The 15876-nt window shown below is 73.3% G+C and carries 13 protein-coding genes; 6 read left to right on the plus strand and 7 right to left on the minus strand.

Annotation, left to right across the window (positions count from 1 at the left end):
• Nucleotides 1-68: 68 nt before the first annotated feature.
• Nucleotides 69-674 carry an HAD family hydrolase gene (locus ACIHEI_RS00485; RefSeq protein WP_396605123.1) on the plus strand — a complete coding sequence of 202 codons (606 nt, stop codon included), beginning with the start codon at nucleotides 69-71 and terminating at the stop codon, nucleotides 672-674.
• Nucleotides 675-682: 8 nt separating this feature from the next.
• On the opposite strand, the gene ACIHEI_RS00490 is transcribed toward ACIHEI_RS00485, so the two are convergent.
• Entirely contained in the window at nucleotides 683-937 is a 255-nt protein-coding gene (locus ACIHEI_RS00490) for a hypothetical protein (protein WP_396605124.1), read from the minus strand.
• Nucleotides 938-1128: 191 nt separating this feature from the next.
• Between ACIHEI_RS00490 and ACIHEI_RS00495 the strand changes: the two genes are divergently transcribed.
• Entirely contained in the window at nucleotides 1129-2241 is a 1113-nt protein-coding gene (locus ACIHEI_RS00495; protein WP_392946677.1) for an alpha/beta hydrolase, read from the plus strand.
• Nucleotides 2242-2566: 325 nt separating this feature from the next.
• Nucleotides 2567-2950, plus strand: a complete 384-nt coding sequence (locus ACIHEI_RS00500) for a cold-shock protein (protein ID WP_387638587.1) — start codon at nucleotides 2567-2569, stop codon at nucleotides 2948-2950.
• A gap of 7 nt (nucleotides 2951-2957) precedes the next feature.
• Here ACIHEI_RS00500 and ACIHEI_RS00505 read toward each other — a convergent pair whose 3' ends face one another.
• The 4 genes from ACIHEI_RS00505 to ACIHEI_RS00520 form a co-directional block, all read right to left on the minus strand.
• The gene (locus ACIHEI_RS00505) at nucleotides 2958-3809 is read right to left on the minus strand and encodes a 1,4-dihydroxy-6-naphthoate synthase (RefSeq protein WP_392946680.1); all 852 of its coding nucleotides are present in this window, start codon (nucleotides 3807-3809) and stop codon (nucleotides 2958-2960) included.
• A gap of 4 nt (nucleotides 3810-3813) precedes the next feature.
• Nucleotides 3814-4491 carry a futalosine hydrolase gene (locus ACIHEI_RS00510; protein ID WP_396605125.1) on the minus strand — a complete coding sequence of 226 codons (678 nt, stop codon included), beginning with the start codon at nucleotides 4489-4491 and terminating at the stop codon, nucleotides 3814-3816.
• Between the two features lie 11 nt (nucleotides 4492-4502).
• The gene (locus tag ACIHEI_RS00515; RefSeq protein ID WP_392946685.1) at nucleotides 4503-5021 is read right to left on the minus strand and encodes a hypothetical protein; all 519 of its coding nucleotides are present in this window, start codon (nucleotides 5019-5021) and stop codon (nucleotides 4503-4505) included.
• Nucleotides 5022-5082: 61 nt separating this feature from the next.
• Nucleotides 5083-6423, minus strand: coding sequence for an MFS transporter (locus ACIHEI_RS00520; protein ID WP_396605481.1), 1341 nt, complete (start codon nucleotides 6421-6423; stop codon nucleotides 5083-5085).
• A 500-nt stretch (nucleotides 6424-6923) separates the two neighbouring features.
• Between ACIHEI_RS00520 and ACIHEI_RS00525 the strand changes: the two genes are divergently transcribed.
• Both ACIHEI_RS00525 and ACIHEI_RS00530 read left to right on the plus strand, forming a co-directional pair.
• A complete protein-coding gene (locus ACIHEI_RS00525) occupies nucleotides 6924-7805 on the plus strand; it encodes a DUF3027 domain-containing protein (RefSeq protein ID WP_387638576.1) in 882 nt (293 codons plus the stop codon).
• Nucleotides 7806-8029: 224 nt separating this feature from the next.
• Nucleotides 8030-11317: a sacsin N-terminal ATP-binding-like domain-containing protein gene (locus tag ACIHEI_RS00530; RefSeq protein ID WP_396605126.1), complete on the plus strand. Its 3288-nt coding sequence runs from the start codon at nucleotides 8030-8032 to the stop codon at nucleotides 11315-11317.
• Nucleotides 11318-11333: 16 nt separating this feature from the next.
• Here ACIHEI_RS00530 and ACIHEI_RS00535 read toward each other — a convergent pair whose 3' ends face one another.
• Together ACIHEI_RS00535 and ACIHEI_RS00540 are read right to left on the minus strand one after the other, a co-directional pair.
• On the minus strand, nucleotides 11334-13757 hold the full coding sequence (locus ACIHEI_RS00535) for an HAD-IC family P-type ATPase (protein ID WP_396605127.1): 2424 nt from the start codon (nucleotides 13755-13757) through the stop codon (nucleotides 11334-11336).
• A gap of 72 nt (nucleotides 13758-13829) precedes the next feature.
• A complete protein-coding gene (locus ACIHEI_RS00540; RefSeq protein WP_387638567.1) occupies nucleotides 13830-14105 on the minus strand; it encodes a DUF2530 domain-containing protein in 276 nt (91 codons plus the stop codon).
• A 205-nt stretch (nucleotides 14106-14310) separates the two neighbouring features.
• On the opposite strand from ACIHEI_RS00540, the gene ACIHEI_RS00545 reads away from it, so the two are divergent.
• A complete protein-coding gene (locus tag ACIHEI_RS00545) occupies nucleotides 14311-15771 on the plus strand; it encodes an NCS2 family permease (RefSeq protein ID WP_396605128.1) in 1461 nt (486 codons plus the stop codon).
• Nucleotides 15772-15876 lie beyond the last annotated feature (105 nt).

Below are 15876 nucleotides of genomic sequence, written 5' to 3' on the forward strand. Positions count from 1 at the left end.
TATGTCCGCAATGTAGCCGTACATCCGGTTTTTCCGGCCGGAAGCGGCGGCTGGTTACGCTGGAGCGCATGGCTCTCACCGTCGGCTTCGACCTCGACATGACACTCCTCGACACCCGCCCGGGCATCAAGGACACCTACGACGTGCTCTCTGCCGAGACCGGCACCTTCATCGACTCCCGGCTGGCGGCGAGCCGGCTGGGTCCGCCGCTGGCGCAGGAGCTGGCGCACTGGTTCCCGGCGGAGCAGCTGGACGCGATGGTCGCCCGCTACCGGGAGCTGTACGTGGAGCACGCGGTGCCCGTGGCGCTGGAGCTGCCCGGCGCGCTGGCGGCGGTCGCGGCGGTGCGGGCGGTCGGCGGCCGGGTGCTGGTGATCACCGGCAAGTGGGAGCCGAACGCGCGCCGGCACCTGGACGGCATGGGGCTGGAGGTGGACGTGCTGCTCGGCGACCTGTGGGCGGAGGGCAAGGGCGAGGCGCTGCGCGCGCACGGCGCGAACGTCTACGTCGGCGACCACCTGGGCGACATCCGGGGCGCCCGGGCCGCCGAGGCCGTCGCGGTGGGCGTGGCCACCGGCCCGTACAGCGCCGCCGAACTGGCCGCGGCGGGCGCGGACGTGGTGCTGGGCGACCTCACCGAGTTCCCCGGCTGGCTGTCCGCGCACCTGGCCTGACGGGCCGGTCAGCGCGCGGCGGCGGCCTCCCGGGCGGCGCGGCGGCGGCGGGACTCGGCGCGGGCGGTGACGAACAGCCCGACCAGCGTCACCAGCAGCCCGAACGGCATCATCATGGACAGGCCCCAGGCGATGGACGGCAGGCGCGGCAGGTCCAGGACGTACGGCACGAAGGTGGCGATGACGGCGAGCATGCCGAGGACGAACACCACTCCGCCGACGCGGACCAGGGTGTCGCCGGCGTCGCGGGACTGACGGGTCACTTCTGCACTCCTTCGTGCGGTCTTTTGTGCCAGTTTCCCACGTTCGCCCCCGCCGATCGGCGGGGGCGTGACGGTTCGCGCTCCACCTGAACGCTCAGGGTTCCCAGGAAACTCTCAGGCATTCTGATCCTCCGGGGGGAAAACGGCGGGGAGCGAGGTCGCGCGCGGTTATGGGTCTTACCAGTCACAAGGTGCTTGCGCTGTCGGCACTTTTCTCCGCACTGATGATCGCGGGCACCGTCTGGTTGTGGCCCCGACTGGCCAAGAAGAGCTGGCAGGCGGTGCTGGGCCGGCTGGGCACCATCATCGGCACCCAGCTTGCCGTGATGTGCACCCTGGGTCTGGTGGCCAACAACTACTTCGCCTTCTACAGCAGCTGGGCCGACCTGCTGGGCACCAACGACGACGGCCCGGTGACCATCCAGAACCAGATGCTGGGCCGCACCAAGGGTGTGGAGAAGATCAGCTCGGAGAACGTCCGCGACACCGGCGCGATGGGCCGCGACCCGGCGCAGGTCGGCCGGCTGGAGAAGGTCCGGCTGCCCGGCGCGGCCACCGGCCTGTCCACCGAGGGCTACGTGTACCTGCCGCCGCAGTACTTCCAGCCCGCCTTCCGGGACAAGCACTTCCCGGCGGCGATCGCCATCACCGGCTTCCCCGGCGACGCCAAGAACCTGATCACCAAGCTGAACTACCCGGCGGTGCAGCTGAAGCTCAGCACCGAGGGCAAGGCCAAGCCGACGGTCCTGGTGCTGATGCGCCCGTCCCCGGCGATGCCCCGCGACACCGAGTGCGAGGACGTGCCGGGCGGCCCGCAGTCCGACCGCTACTTCAGCGCCGATGTGCCGGCCGCGCTGCGATCGTCGTACCGGATCGCGGAGGGCCCGGGCAGCCTGGGCGTGATCGGCAACTCCACCGGCGGGTACTGCGCGCTGAAGCTGGCGATGCGCCACCCGGAGGTGTTCTCCGCAGCGGTGTCGCTGTCCGGCTACTACAAGGCCGCCGACGACCCGACCACCGGCGACCTGTTCGGCGGCGACCAGCAGCGCCGCGAGGAGGCCGACCTGAACTGGCGCCTCGCGCACCTGCCCGCGCCGGGCACCGCGCTGCTGGTCGGCGGCAGCCGCGAGGGCGACGGCGACTACTTCTCCGAGACGGAGCGGTTCCGGGCCGCCGCCAAGGGCACCGCGACCACCGTCAGTGCGATCACGCTGGACACCGGCGGGCACAATTTCAACACCTGGTCGCGGATGCTCCCGGCCTCGCTCGGCTGGCTCGGCGACCACCTGGCCAACCCCTCCTGACCGGCCCGGCGTCACTGCGCGCAACTCGGTGCGCGCGAAGAGTTTCGACCCTCGTCGGGGCCGGGTATGCAGCCATCGCGCGGGCGGACCAGCGGCTGGTCCACGAGTAACCCGCCCGGAACCGATGGGGGGTGTGGACCGATGGAGGGCGCGACAGGCGCGAGGCACGGCCGCACCCCGGTCCGGAATCCCGTCGCCGCTGAGGCGCACGCTGAGGGATCATTGCCGCACTGAGTGGCACCGGCCGCCAGTCCCGGCAGCCGAGCCGCACATCCATCCGCGACCCGACGAGGTCGCTCGCACCCGACACCGAGGACTTTTCGAGATGCCCACCGGCCAGGTCAAGTGGTTCAACGAGACGAAGGGCTACGGCTTCCTGTCGCGCGACGACGGCGGCGAGGTCTTCGTCCACACCAAGGCGCTGCCCGCGGGCGTCACCACCCTGAGGCCGGGGCAGCGCGTCGAGTTCGGCATCGCCGCGGGGCACCGCGGCGACCAGGCGATGAGTGTGACGCTGCTGGACGCGCTGCCGTCGCTGGCCGTGGCCAACCGCAAGAGCGCCGACGACATGGCCCCGATCGTGCAGGACCTGATCACCAAGCTGGACAGCGTCCTGCCCGGCCTGCAGCGCGGCCGCTACCCCAGCAAGCCGGAGGGCCAGAAGATCGCCATGGTGCTGCGCGCGATCGCCGACCAGTTCGACGTGTGACGCAGGCTCAGGGGAACGCCAGCGCGCCCGGGTCGACGGCGGGGACGAGTCCCTGTTCGGCGGCCCGGGTGAGCAGGCCGCGCACCGCCGCGTAGCCGTCCTCGCCGAGGTCGGCGGTGAACTCGTTGACGTACAGGCCGATGTGCTGCTCGGCGACGGCCGGGTCCATCTCCTGGGCGTGCGCCAGCACGTACTCCCGGGAGGCCGCCGGGTCCGCCCAGGCCTGCCGGACCGAGGAGCGCACGGTGGCGGCGAGTTCGCGCAGCCGCTCGGCGCCCAGCGAGCGCCGGGCCACGATCGCGCCCAGCGGGATCGGCAGCCCGGTTGCCGCCTCCCACGCCTCGCCCATGTCGGCCAGGCAGTGCAGGCCGTACTGCTGGTACGTGAACCGGGCCTCGTGGATCACCAGCCCGGCGTCCACCCGGCCGTCCCGGACGGCCGGCATGATCTCGTGGAACGGCAGCACCACGATCTCGCCGAACCCGCCCGGCACCGCCTCGGCCGCCCACAGCCGGAACAGCAGGTACGCGGTCGAACGCTCGCTCGGCACCGCCACCCGCCGCCCGGCCAGCCCGGCCGCGTCGACGGGCCCGGCGGTCAGCACCAGCGGCCCGCAGCCCCGGCCGAGCGCCCCGCCGCACGGCAGCAGCGCGTACTCGTCCAGCACCCACGGCAGCTGGCCGTAGGAGATCTTCAGGACGTCCAGTTCGCCGCGCTCGGCCAGCCCGTTGGTGATGTCGATGTCCGCGAACCGCACCTCGGGGGCGTCCGCGCCGGCGACCTGGCCGTGCGCCCAGGCGTGGAAGACGAAGGTGTCGTTCGGGCAGGGCGAGTAGGCGACACTCAGCGGCTCGGCCATGGGGTCAGACCTCCTGGAGCAGACGGGACACCGGCAGCGCCGCGAAGGCCCGCTCCAGGGCCGCCAGCGCCTCACCGATCCGCCACGCCGCGCGGTCGCGCGGCCCGACGGCGTTGGACACGGCCCGCAGCTCCCCCGCCGCGAGCCCGAAACGGGCGGCCGCCTCGGCCACCCCGAACCCCTCCATGGCCTCGGCCAGCGCCCGCGGATGACGTGCCCTCAGCTGCTCGGCGCGCGCCGCCGAACCCGTCACCGTGGAGACCGTCAGCACCTCGCCGACCGCACCGCCGGTGGCCGCCGCGACCAGCTTCACCACACCGCCCGGAACCGCGTGCCGCACCGTGCCGAAGCCCAGCTCGGTGACGTCGGCGAAGCCGTCCGGCGTCTCGGCACCCAGATCGGCCGCCACCAGGGCGTCCGCCACCACCAGCGACCCGGTCGGCGCGGCGGGCGCGAAACCGCCCGCGATGCCCGCCGACAGCACCAGCCGGAACCGGCCGCGGGCCAGCGCCACCGCCGTACCGGCCGCCGCGGCGGCCGGGCCGACGCCCGCCGCCAGCACCTCGACCGGCGCGCTCTCGCCCAGCCCCCGGCGGACCGCCTCGGCCTCCGCGGGCACGGCAACAACGACGAGCAGTCCGGCGGCGGGGCCGGACTGCTCGTCGGGACGCTCAGCGGTCATCGACCGGAGATTCAGCTCTTCTGGTTGTTCATGTTGAAGAACCACACCGCGTAGTACTCGTTGGTGTCCTTGTCGACCGCGGCGACCGTCACCATGGTCGTCTCGTCGCTGGTCATCAGACCGGAGGCCGACACCGAACCGGAGTAGGTCCGGCCGCTGGCGTCGGTGATGATCGGGGCGCGGTTCTGGCCCGAGCCGGTGAACGCGTACCAGCCCTTGTCCGCCAGGTCCTTCGGCACGCCCACGCCGACGCGGTCGCTCGCGCGCACGTCCAGGCTGGTGAGCTTCTTCTGCTCGGAGTCCTTCGAGGCCTGCTGGGCACACTTGGCGAGGTCGGCGTCGGAGATCGCCTTGCCGCCGTTGTAGCAGGTCGGCTCCGCCCGGACCGACGAGGTGCCGACGACCAGCGTGGCCTCGTTCTTGGGCGGCTTGCCGTTGTCCACGGCCTGGTAGACGCCGAAACCGACGAGGCCGGCACCGACGACGGTGGCGGCTGCGAGTCCGGCGGTGACGCTGGTGCTGAGGCTCATGCGCAAGAGGCTACTCGCCTTCCGTGATCACGTAACAGCGGGGTGGCCGAGTCGCGCGAGGTTACGCCACGCGCGGACGGGCCGCCGACCGGTGCGGCCCGATCCGCAGCAGCGACCGGAACGTCCACAGCAGCATCGCCGCCGTCACCCCCGCCGCCAGCCACAGGCCCAGCTCCGCGTTCAACGGCAGCGAGATGCCCACCACGCCGCCCACCACCCAGCTCAGCTGAAGCGCCGTCTCCGAGCGGGCGAACGCCGACGTGCGCACCGCCTCCGGCACATCACGCTGGATCAGCGCGTCCAGCGCCAGCTTCGCCAGCGACGCCGCCATGCCCGCCGTCGCCGCCACCACCGTCACCGTCACGATGCCGTACCAGAGCGCCGCCGCACCCGCCGCCAGCGTCGCCAGCGCCAGCATCACCGTCACCGTCACCTCGGAACCGCGGGTGCGCAGCCACGAACCCAGCACCGAACCCAGCGCGTTGCCCAGACCCGCCGCCGCCGCGACCGCGCCCAGCGCCACCGTCTCCGGCAGCCCGCCCGGCGGGTTCTTGCGGATCAGGAACGCCAGGAACATCACCAGGAACCCGACCAGCCAGCGCAGCCCCGCCACCCCGCGCAGCGCCATGATCACCGACGGCCCGACCGCCCGCAGCACCCCCTTCGGACGCGGCTCGGACGGCTCCGCGAGCAACTCCGCCCGCTGCTCGCCCTTCGCCGAATCCACCTGGTGCGGCAGGTGAAACGCCATCAGGGTGCCGATCACGAACACCACGAACGCCCCGCGGAGCGGCCAGTCCGGCCCGATCAGGTGCAGCAGCCCGCCCACCCCGCCCGCCACCAGCGTCGCCACCAGACCCGCCAGCGTGACCCGCGAGTTCGCCTTCACCAACGACAACTGGGCCGGCAACAGCCGCGGCACCACCACGCTGCGCACCACCCCGTACGCCTTCGACGCCACCAGCACACCCAGCGCCGTCGGATACAGCGCCAGCCCGCCGCCGGGCACCAGACCCGCCATCACCCAGGCCAGCACCGCCCGGGCCAGCATCGCCATCGCCATCGCGGAACGCCGGCCGTTCGGCAACCGGTCCAGCAGCGGGCCGATCACCGGGGCCAGCACCGCGAACGGCGCCATCGTGATCACCAGGTAGAGCGCCACCCGGCCGCGGGCCTCGCCGGTCGGCACCGAGAAGAAGATGGTCGACGCCAACGCCACCGTGATCAGCATGTCGCCGAACGAATTCAGCGCGTGCAGCTCGATCAGCTTCGCCAGGCCCGACTCGCCCGCGCCCTCCGCCGACGTCGCCCGCCGGATCCGCCGCCCCGTGCCGTGCACCACCCGCCCCGTGCGCGCCCCCGCCGCCGACGCGCCACGCGCCCACACCCCGCGCGGCTTCACCGTCGGAGGTTCCTTCGCGTCCTCCTGGCGCGCGGTCGGGCGTGGCTCGTCCGCCTCCGGCTCGCCGGGGGCTACGGGATGCTGCCGCGGCGCGTTCGACGGCTCCGGCCGGCTCTCGTCCTGCCCGGGGCGCAGTCCGTGCTGCGGGGGGTTCTCCTCCGCCACAAGCCCATCCTGCCCGACAAACGCACGCCGTACGAGTGATTGCCACGGGCGCGGCGCGCCCGTCCCCGCGGCCCCGGACTGTGCTCCACCGCCGACCGGCGGGTAGCCTGCACTACGCGCCTGCCCGGCCTGCGCAGGGGGTGGCCGACCGGGGCGGCGCGGCCCGGCCACGGAGCGGTCCCCGGTCGAGCAGAATAGATCGGTCCCGCGTCAGCGGGGGTTGCTCTGGTGACGTGGCAGCGGCAACCGGCGCGAGCCCGCCCTGTGCGGGGGCCGTCTCGGGACAGACCGCAGGATGACAGGACTGGGAGAGAACCGACGCCGTGAGTGCTGCGATGCGAAGCCGTACCCCTGACCGGCTCTGTGCCGAGGCCGTCGAGCTCGCCCGCCAGGCAGCCGTGGAGAGCGTCGGAGAGTCCGTCGTCGGCTCCCACGTGAAGGCCAACGCCGACGCCGAGCGCCTGGTCACCCACACCTTCGAGTGCCTCGACCCCGCCTACCGGGGCTGGCACTGGGCGGTGACCGTGGCCCGCGCCCCGCGCGCCAAGAACGTCACGCTCGACGAGATCGCACTGCTGCCCGGCCCCGACGCCGTCCTCGCCCCCCAGTGGGTGCCGTGGAGCGAGCGCCTGCTGCCCGGCGACCTCGGCCCCGGCGACCTGCTGCCCACCGGCGCGGACGACCTGCGCCTGGAGCCCGGCTGGACCGGCGAGGACGAGCCCGCCCCGAACTCGGTGCTGGTCGAAGCCGCCGAGGACGACCTGGTGATCACCGAGGCCGGGATCCAGCCGCCGCCGGCCCGCGCCGAGATCGGTGCCGTGGCCGACGAGCTGGGCTTCGGCCGCCCCCGCGTGCTCTCCCGGAGGGGCCTGCACCAGGCCGCCGAACGCTGGGAGACCGCGTACGGACCGCAGACGCCGATGGCGCAGTCCGCACCCGCCTCCTGCAGCACCTGCGGCTTCCTGGTGCCGATCGGCGGCTCGCTCGGGCAGGCGTTCGGCGTCTGCGGCAACGAGTTCAGTCCTGCCGACGGCCAGGTCGTCTCGCTCGCGTACGGCTGCGGCGCGCACTCCGAGGCCGCGGTGCTGCCGGCTCCGCCGGTGCCGTCCGAGCTGATCCTCGACGAGACGGTGGTCGAGCCGCTGCACATCCACGCGGACCGCGACTCGGGCTCCGTCGAGCCGGACGCTCCCGCCGAGGAGCTCGGGCACTCGTAGCGGGCGCGAGAACCAGGGAGAGCACAACCGGGGGCGCGGGGAACTGCGCGAAGGGGAACGCACCCGACCGCAAGATCGCGGCGCAGGACGATGACTTGCACTTGATCGCGACCTAACGGACGTGGTGTGCGTTTGTCGCGCAGTTCCCCGCGCCCCTGGCTTGTCGCCTGGCCCTGGCAGAATGCCGAGTCGTTACGCAGACCACGCGAAGGGCGGCTCGGCACGTGGAGTCTCGGATCATCGGCAGCGCGGCGGCACCCGAGGGGCCGGATGTGTTCGACACGGCTCGGCTGCGGCACACCGTGGTGGCTGCGTGGACGGCCGCGCCGGCGAGATTCCGGGAGGATGCGAACGCCGAGGAGGAGCTGGCGCTCGGGGGGTACCGGGATCGGCTGGTCGTTGAGCTGGCGCAGAACGCCGCCGATGCGGCGGCCCGTGCGGGGGTGGCCGGGCGGCTTCGGCTGACGTTGCGGGACGGGGTGCTGGCGGCGGCCAACACGGGGGCGCCGCTGGACGCGGAGGCGGTGGAGTCGTTGTCCACGCTGCGGGCGTCCGCGAAGCGTGGGGACGAGCGGCCGGTGGTCGGGCGGTTCGGCGTGGGGTTCTCCGCGGTGCTCGCCGTCAGTGACGAGCCGGCGGTGCTGAGCCACTCCGGTGGGGTGCGCTGGTCGCTCGTCGAGGCGCGGGCGCTGGTCGCGCAACGGCCGGAGCTGGCCGAGGAGTTGACGCGGCGGGAAGGACACGTGCCGCTGTTGCGGCTGCCGTTCCCGGCGCAGGGGCAGGCCCCGGAGGGCTATGACACGGTGGTGGTGCTGCCGCTGCGCGACAGTGCCGCCGAGGACCTGACGGGCCGGCTGCTGGCGGCGATCGACGACGCGCTGCTGCTGACCCTGCCGGGCCTGGCCGAGGTGGTGGTGGAGACCGCCGAGGGCGTGCGGACGCTGACCCGCGGTGAGCGGGCGCCGCGGCCCGAGCAGCTGCCGGTCGTCACCGTCACCGACGGGGAGCGGAGCACCGGCTGGCAGATCGTCAGCGCGTCCGGGACGGCCTCGGCGGAGCTGCTGGCCGACCGCACCACCGAGGAGCGGGCCCGGCCGCAGTGGACGCTGACCTGGGCCGTCCCGGTGGACGGGCAGGGCCGGCCGCAGCGGCCCGGCACCGCGGCCGTGGTGCACGCCCCGACGCCGAGCGACGAGCCGCTCGGGGTGCCCGCGCTGCTGATCGCCTCGTTCCCGCTCGACCCGACCCGCCGGCACGTCGCGCCCGGCCCGCTGACCGACTTCCTGGTCGAGCGCGCCGCCGAGGCCTTCGTCGAGCTGCTGCGGGCCCGCGGCGCCGACGCGCACTCGCTGGACCTGGTGCCGTCCCCGCTCGGCGGGAGCGCGCTCGACAACGCGCTGCGCACCGCGATCCTGGACCGCCTGCCCGGCACGCCGTTCCTGCCGCACCCGCGCGGCACCGAGGAGGGCACCCCGGCACTGCGTCCGCGCGACGCGCTGGTGCTGGAGGGCGCCGACCACTCGGTGGTGGAGGCGCTCGCCCCGATCTTCCCCGGCCTGCTGCCGGCCGGCCTGGAGCGCCGCACCGAGCTGCGCACGCTGGGGGTGCGCCGGGTGCCGCTGGCCGAGGTGGTCGACCAGCTGGGCGGCCTGGAGCGGGATCCGGCCTGGTGGCGGAGCCTGTACGCGGCGCTGGCCGGCGCCGACCCGGAGGCGCTCGGCGCGCTGCCCGTCCCGCTGGCCGACGGCCGTACGGTGACCGGCCCGCGCCGGGTCCTGCTGCCGTCCGACGCCGCCGACTGGGCCGGCTTCGAGGGCTACCCCGAGTCGCTGGCCGAGGCCCTGGACCTGCTCGACCTGCGCCTCGCCCACCCCGAGGCCGCGCACCCGCTGCTGGCCAAGCTCGGCGCCGCCACCGCCACCCCCGGCGGCCTGCTGGAGACCCCCGAACTGCGCGCGGCCGTTGCTCGTTCGCTGGAGCTCGGCGAGGACGACTACGACGCCGCGGTGGACCTCGCGGACGCCGTGCTGGCCGTGGTGAAGGCCGCCGCGCCGGCCCCCGGCGAGTACCCGTGGCTGGCCCGGCTGGCGCTGCCCGACGACGAGGGCGAACTCGCCCGGGCTGGCGAACTGCTGCTCCCCGAAAGCCCGTTGGCGAACCTGGCGGGCGAGGACGACGCCGCGTTCGTGGACGAGGACCTGCTGGAGCGCTGGGGCCCGGAGGTGCTGGCCGCGGCCGGTGTGCTCACCACGTTCACCCTGGTGCGCGCCGAGGACGTCGTGCTCGACCCCGACGACCTGGAGCGCCTCGACCCCACCGCCCCCGCCGACCGCGCGGCCGGCGGCGCCCCCACCGGCCTGATCGACGAGGCCCCCGACGGCCTCGCCGACTGGTGCGAGGACGCCCTGGAGGCCCTGCACGCCGACGAGGCGGGCGAGTTGGGTGTCCCGCCGGTGGCCGCCGAACTGCTCGCCGTCCGCGACCTCGACCTGGTCGCCGACGACGCCTGGCCCGAGGCGCTCGCGCTGCTCGCCCGCCCCCCGTACCGGGACGCCGTCGTCACGCCGGTGCGCACCCTGCTGCCCGACGGCACCTACACCGACCTGCCGTCGTACACCGCCTGGTGGCTGCGCGACCACCCCGTGCTGGACGGCCGGGAGCCCGCCGGCCTGCGCGCGGCCGGCGCCGACCCGCTGCTGCGCGGCCTGTACGACGAGGCCCGGACGAGCCTGGACCCGCAGTTCCTGCACGCCCTCGGGGTGCGCACCACGCTGGCCGCGCTGCTCGCCGAACCGCACGGCCCCGAGGAACTGATCGACCGCCTCACCGACCCGCTGTCCGACGTCACCCACCGCCAACTGCACGGCGTCTACAGCGCGTTGGCGGCTCTTCCGGCCGAGCGGGTGGAGGGCCTGGACGTGGTGCGGGCACTGGCCCCGCTGGACGGCGGCACCGGCCGCCGGGACGACCGCACGGTGATCGTCGACGCCACCGCCGCGGTCGTCGCCGACGCCCCCGACCTGGTCGAGCTGCTGCACGACCACCCGGTGCTGCCCGTCCACCCCGCGCTCGCCCCCGCGCTCGCCGAGCGGCTGCACGTCTCGCTCGCCAGTGAGGTGGCCGGCGGCCGGGTGCTCTCCGAGGGCACCCTGCACCGCACCCCCGCCGTGGTCCGCGAACTGCTCCCCGGCTGCCCCGCCGTGTACGAGGAGCACGAGGAACTGCTGGTCGTCGGCCCCGACGGCGAGGACGCCCGGGTGGACTGGCGCTGGGACACCGACGCCACCGCCCCCGAGCTGCCCTACGACCCCGAGGACGCGGAGGAGGCCGACGAGAACGACGAGTTCGAGGTGCCGGCCGTGCCCGGACTGCTGCACGCCTCGACGCCCGAGGGCCTGGCCGCTGGCCTCGCCTGGTCCGTCCAGCAGTGGCACCGCCGGTTCGAGATCCTGGCCGCGCTCACCGAGCCCGACCGGGCGTACGAGCTGCTGGCGGCCCGCGACTACGAGTGACGCCCCGGGAGGAGGCCTACGCCGCGTGGGCCTCCTCCTTCTTCTTCTCGACGAACACCCGCGAGGTGATCTCCAGCAGACACCCGGCGACCGCCGCGATCGCGACGCCGATCAGGGGGTCGCGCCAGCCGACCAGCTGGAGCTGGAAGAAGTCGGACAGCCACGGCACCACCAGCACCAGCGCGAACGCGCCGGACATGGCGCCGATCAGCAGCAGCCGCCACCAGGTGTAGGGGCGGGCGACGATCGCCAGCACCCAGATCGCGGAGATGAACAGCGTCAGGGTGGCGACCGAGGTGTCCGCCTTCAGCTCGGTGGCGTGGTCGGCGCGGGCCAGCGCGTAGGCGACGAACGTGGCGGTGCCGCAGATGATGCCGCCCGGGATCGCCAGCCGCAGCACCCGTCGCACGAACCCGGTCCGGGCCCGCTCGTTGTTCGGGGCCAGGGCCAGGAAGAACGCCGGGATGCCGATGGTCAGCGAGGACAGCACCGTCGAGTGCCGGGGCAGGAACGGGTACGGGACCTGGGTGAACACCACCAGCAGTGCCAGCAGCACCGAGTAGACGGTCTTCACCAGGAACAGCCCGGCCACCCGCTCGATGTTGCCGATCACCCGGCGGCCCTCGGCGACCACCGACGGCAGGGTGGCGAACCGGTCGTCCAGCAGCACGATCTGCGCGACCGCCCGGGTCGCGTCCGAGCCGGTGCCCATCGCCACGCCGATGTCGGCGTCCTTCAGCGCCAGCACGTCGTTCACGCCGTCGCCGGTCATCGCGACCGTGTGGCCCTTCGACTGCAACGCGCCGACCAGCGCCCGCTTCTGCTGCGGGGTGACCCGGCCGAACACCGCGGTGCGCTCGGCGACCTCGGCCAGCTGCTCGGGGTCGGTGGGCAGCTTGCGGGCGTCCGTCGCGGTCTCCGCGCCGGGCAGGCCCAGGTGGGCGGCGACCGCGCCGACCGAGACCGCGCTGTCGCCGGAGATCACCTTCGCCCGGACGTCCTGCGAGCGGAAGTAGCGCAGGGTGTCCGCGGCGTCCTCGCGCACTCGCTGCTGGAGCACCAGCAGGGCGAGCGGCTCCAGCCGGCCCGCTGGGTCGGGGTCGTCCAGCGGCAGCGGGCTGCGGCCCAGCAGCAGCACCCGCAGGCCCTTCGCGCCGAGCTCGTCGACCTCGGCCAGCGCCGGATGCCCGGTCGGCAGCAGCACGTCGGGGGCGCCCAGCAGCCAGCTGCCCTCGGTGCCGCCCGGCTCCAGCAGCTGCACGCCGCTCCACTTGCGGGCCGAGGAGAACGGGATCGCCTCCAGCAGCCGCCAGCGGCCCTCCTCCGGCGGCCCGTACGCGTCGATGACGGCCCGCATGCTCGGGTTCGGGCGGGTGTCGGCCGCGCCGATCGCGCCGAGCGCCTCGGCGATCCGGGCCTTGTCGGCGGCGCCGATCGGGCGCAGGTCGATCAGGTCCATGCCGCCCTCGGTGAGGGTGCCGGTCTTGTCCAGGCAGACCGTGTCGACCCGGGCCAGGCCCTCGATCGCGGGCAGCTCCTGCACCAGGCACTGCTTGCGGCCCAGCCGGATCACGCCGATCGCGAAGGCCACCGAGGTCAGCAGCACCAGGCCCTCCGGGACCATCGGCACGATGCCGGCCACCATCCGGCGGACGGCCTCCTGCCAGTCGTTGCGCTGCACCGCGAGCTGGCTGATGATCAGGCCCAGCGCGGTCGGGATCAGCAGGTACGTGATGATCCGCAGGATCTGGTCGATGCCGGTGCGCAGCTCCGACTTGACCAGCGTGAACTTGCTGGCTTCCTCGGCGAGCTTGGCGGCGTACGCCTCCCGGCCGACCTTGGTCGCGGTGAACGCGCCCGCGCCGGCCACCACGAACGAGCCCGACATCACGTGGTCGCCCGGGTGCTTGTGCACCGGGTCCGGCTCGCCGGTCAGCAGCGACTCGTCGATCTCCAGGCCGTCCGCCTCGGTGACCGTGCCGTCCACCACGACCTTGTCGCCGACGCCGAGCAGCACGGTGTCGTCCAGCACGATCTCGCTGGTGGCGACCTGGACGGCCGCGCCTTCGCGACGCACCTGCGGGCGGGCCTCGCCGATCAGCGCCAGGCTGTCCAGGGTCTTCTTGGCGCGCAGCTCCTGCACGATGCCGATCGCCGTGTTGGCGACGATGACCAGGCCGAACAGGCCGTCCTGGATCGGGCCGACCACCAGGATGATGCCGAACATCACGCCGATGATCGCGTTGAACCGGGTGAACACATTGGCCCGGACGATCTCCCGCACCGAGCGGCTGGAACGCGCCGGCACGTCGTTGACCTGCCCGCGGGCGACCCGCTCCGCCACCTCGGCCGCCGTCAGGCCGGGTCGGTACGACCCGCCCGCGCCGGAGGGGTGCGCGCCGGGGCTCGCAGGTGCCGTGCCTTCCGCTGGGTGCGTCATGGCACCGACTCTAGGTGGGTGATTTGGGCGCTGCGCCCCGCCTCGGCCGTTTCGTGCCGGACGAGTGCAGCGTCACACCTTCTGGTCGGAGTTCTCCGCCGCCTCGGCGGCACGGGCGCGGCGGATCGCGTCCCGGCGGGCCCGGCAGTACTTCAGGCCGATCAGGCCGAGCAGGCCGCCGGACAGGCAGATCCACGGCCAGCTGCCGTGGTCGTGGTCGGACAGCCAGCCCTGGAACGGCAGCAGCACCACGAAACCGACGAACCACAGCACCGTGCCGGCGCCGACAATGGCGACGTCGTTCGCCTCGAGCGGCGGGGGAGCGGAGCGCAGCGCGGTCTTGGGCATGCGCCTAGCCTACGGGGCGGGCCCGGGCGGGCGGCGGGGTCCGGCGGGTGCGCCGCTGTTTCGTATTCGACCGATGCTGATCGCAAGGGGGTTGCGGGGGGATCGTAAGGGCCTCGCTCTACGCGCGAAGATGGCGCGTCCACGACGGGGATCGCCATACTTGACACTCCCCCCACCCTTGCCTCACCCGATCGAGGACGCCCGAATGTCTCAGGCCCAGTCGACCACCGCGTCGCCCGAGCCCACCCAGCCTGCGCCGCAGCCCTCGTCCGGCGCGCTGGATCGTTACTTCAGAATCTCCGAGCGCGGCTCCACGCTGCCCCGCGAGATCCGCGGTGGTGTCGCCACGTTCTTCACCATGGCGTACATCCTGGTGCTCAACCCGATCATCCTGGCCTCGGCCACGGACATGAACGGCACCCACCTCAACAGCGCCCAGCTGGTCACCGCGACCGCGCTCACCGCCGGTCTGACCACCCTGCTGATGGGCGTCATCGGCAACGTCCCGATCGGTCTCGCCGCGGGCCTGGGCGTCAACACCATCGTGGCGCTCCAGCTCGCCCCCAAGATGACCTGGCCCGACGCCATGGGCATGGTGGTGCTGGCCGGTATCGCGATCATGCTGCTGGTCGCCACCGGTCTGCGCGAGCGCGTCATGAACGCCGTCCCGCTCGGGCTGCGCAAGGCCATCGCCATCGGCATCGGCCTGTTCATCGCGCTGGTCGGCCTGGTCGACTCCGGCTTTGTCTCCCGCATCCCGGACGCCGCCCACACCACCGTCCCGCTGCAGCTCGGCGTCGGCGGCCACCTGCACGGCTGGCCGGTCCTGATCTTCATCATCGGCCTGCTGCTCACCATGGCGCTGGTCGTGCGCAAGGTTCCCGGCGCGATCCTGATCTCGATCGCCGTGATGACCGCCGCCGCGGTGATCATCCAGCAGTTCGCGAACCTCGCCCCCGAGCACTGGGGCCTCACCGTCCCGGCCTGGCCCGGCAACCCCGTCGCCACCCCCGACTTCGGTCTGGTCGGCCAGGTCAGCCTGTTCGGCGGCTTCTCCAAGGTCGGCGTGCTGACCGGCATCCTGTTCGTCTTCACCGTGCTGATGAGCTGCTTCTTCGACGCGATGGGCACCATCCTCGGCGTCGCCGACGAGGCCCACCTGCTCGACGAGAAGGGCGACCTGCCCGGCATCAACAAGGTCCTGATGATCGACGGCATCGCGACCGCCGCCGGTGGCGCGACCTCGTCCTCCGCGAACACCTGCTTCGTCGAGTCCACCGCCGGCGTCGGCGAGGGCGCCCGCACCGGCTTCGCGTCCGTCGTCACCGGCGCGCTCTTCATGATCGCGCTCTTCCTCACCCCGCTGGCGACCATGGTCCCCGCCCAGGCCGCCACGCCCGCGCTGGTCACCGTCGGTTTCCTGATCCTGGCGAACTCGATCAAGGACATCGACTGGACCGACTACACCATCGCGATGCCGGCCTTCCTCACCATCGCGATGATGCCGTTCACCTACTCGATCACCAACGGCATCGGCTTCGGCTTCATCGCCTTCTGCCTCCTCCGCGTGGTCGCCGGCCGCGCCCGCACCGTCCCGATCCCGATGTACGCGGTTGCCGCGGTCTTCGCGTTCTACTACCTGATGCCGGCCCTCGGCCTGCTCTGACCTCAGGTCGTACGACGGCCCTGTGCTCCTCGGAGCACGGGGCCGTTTTGATATCGAGCGTGGCCCTGGGTTGATATCGTTATCTTGTTGCTGCCTGCGGAAGGA

Origin of the sequence: Kitasatospora sp. NPDC051984 (assembly GCF_044593455.1) — a bacterium.
GTDB lineage: Bacteria > Actinomycetota > Actinomycetes > Streptomycetales > Streptomycetaceae > Kitasatospora.

What these genes read in the sequence shown, in the direction of transcription:
- ACIHEI_RS00485 (WP_396605123.1), top strand. Translation starts at nt 69, where the DNA reads ATGGCTCTCACCGTCGGCTTCGACCTCGACATGACACTCCTCGACACC.
- ACIHEI_RS00525 (WP_387638576.1), top strand. Translation starts at nt 6,924, where the DNA reads ATGCGAAGCCGTACCCCTGACCGGCTCTGTGCCGAGGCCGTCGAGCTC.
- ACIHEI_RS00510 (WP_396605125.1), bottom strand. Translation starts at nt 4,491, where the DNA reads ATGACCGCTGAGCGTCCCGACGAGCAGTCCGGCCCCGCCGCCGGACTG.
- ACIHEI_RS00505 (WP_392946680.1), bottom strand. Translation starts at nt 3,809, where the DNA reads ATGGCCGAGCCGCTGAGTGTCGCCTACTCGCCCTGCCCGAACGACACC.
- ACIHEI_RS00515 (WP_392946685.1), bottom strand. Translation starts at nt 5,021, where the DNA reads ATGAGCCTCAGCACCAGCGTCACCGCCGGACTCGCAGCCGCCACCGTC.
- ACIHEI_RS00540 (WP_387638567.1), bottom strand. Translation starts at nt 14,105, where the DNA reads ATGCCCAAGACCGCGCTGCGCTCCGCTCCCCCGCCGCTCGAGGCGAAC.
- ACIHEI_RS00500 (WP_387638587.1), top strand. Translation starts at nt 2,567, where the DNA reads ATGCCCACCGGCCAGGTCAAGTGGTTCAACGAGACGAAGGGCTACGGC.
- ACIHEI_RS00535 (WP_396605127.1), bottom strand. Translation starts at nt 13,757, where the DNA reads ATGACGCACCCAGCGGAAGGCACGGCACCTGCGAGCCCCGGCGCGCAC.
- ACIHEI_RS00545 (WP_396605128.1), top strand. Translation starts at nt 14,311, where the DNA reads ATGTCTCAGGCCCAGTCGACCACCGCGTCGCCCGAGCCCACCCAGCCT.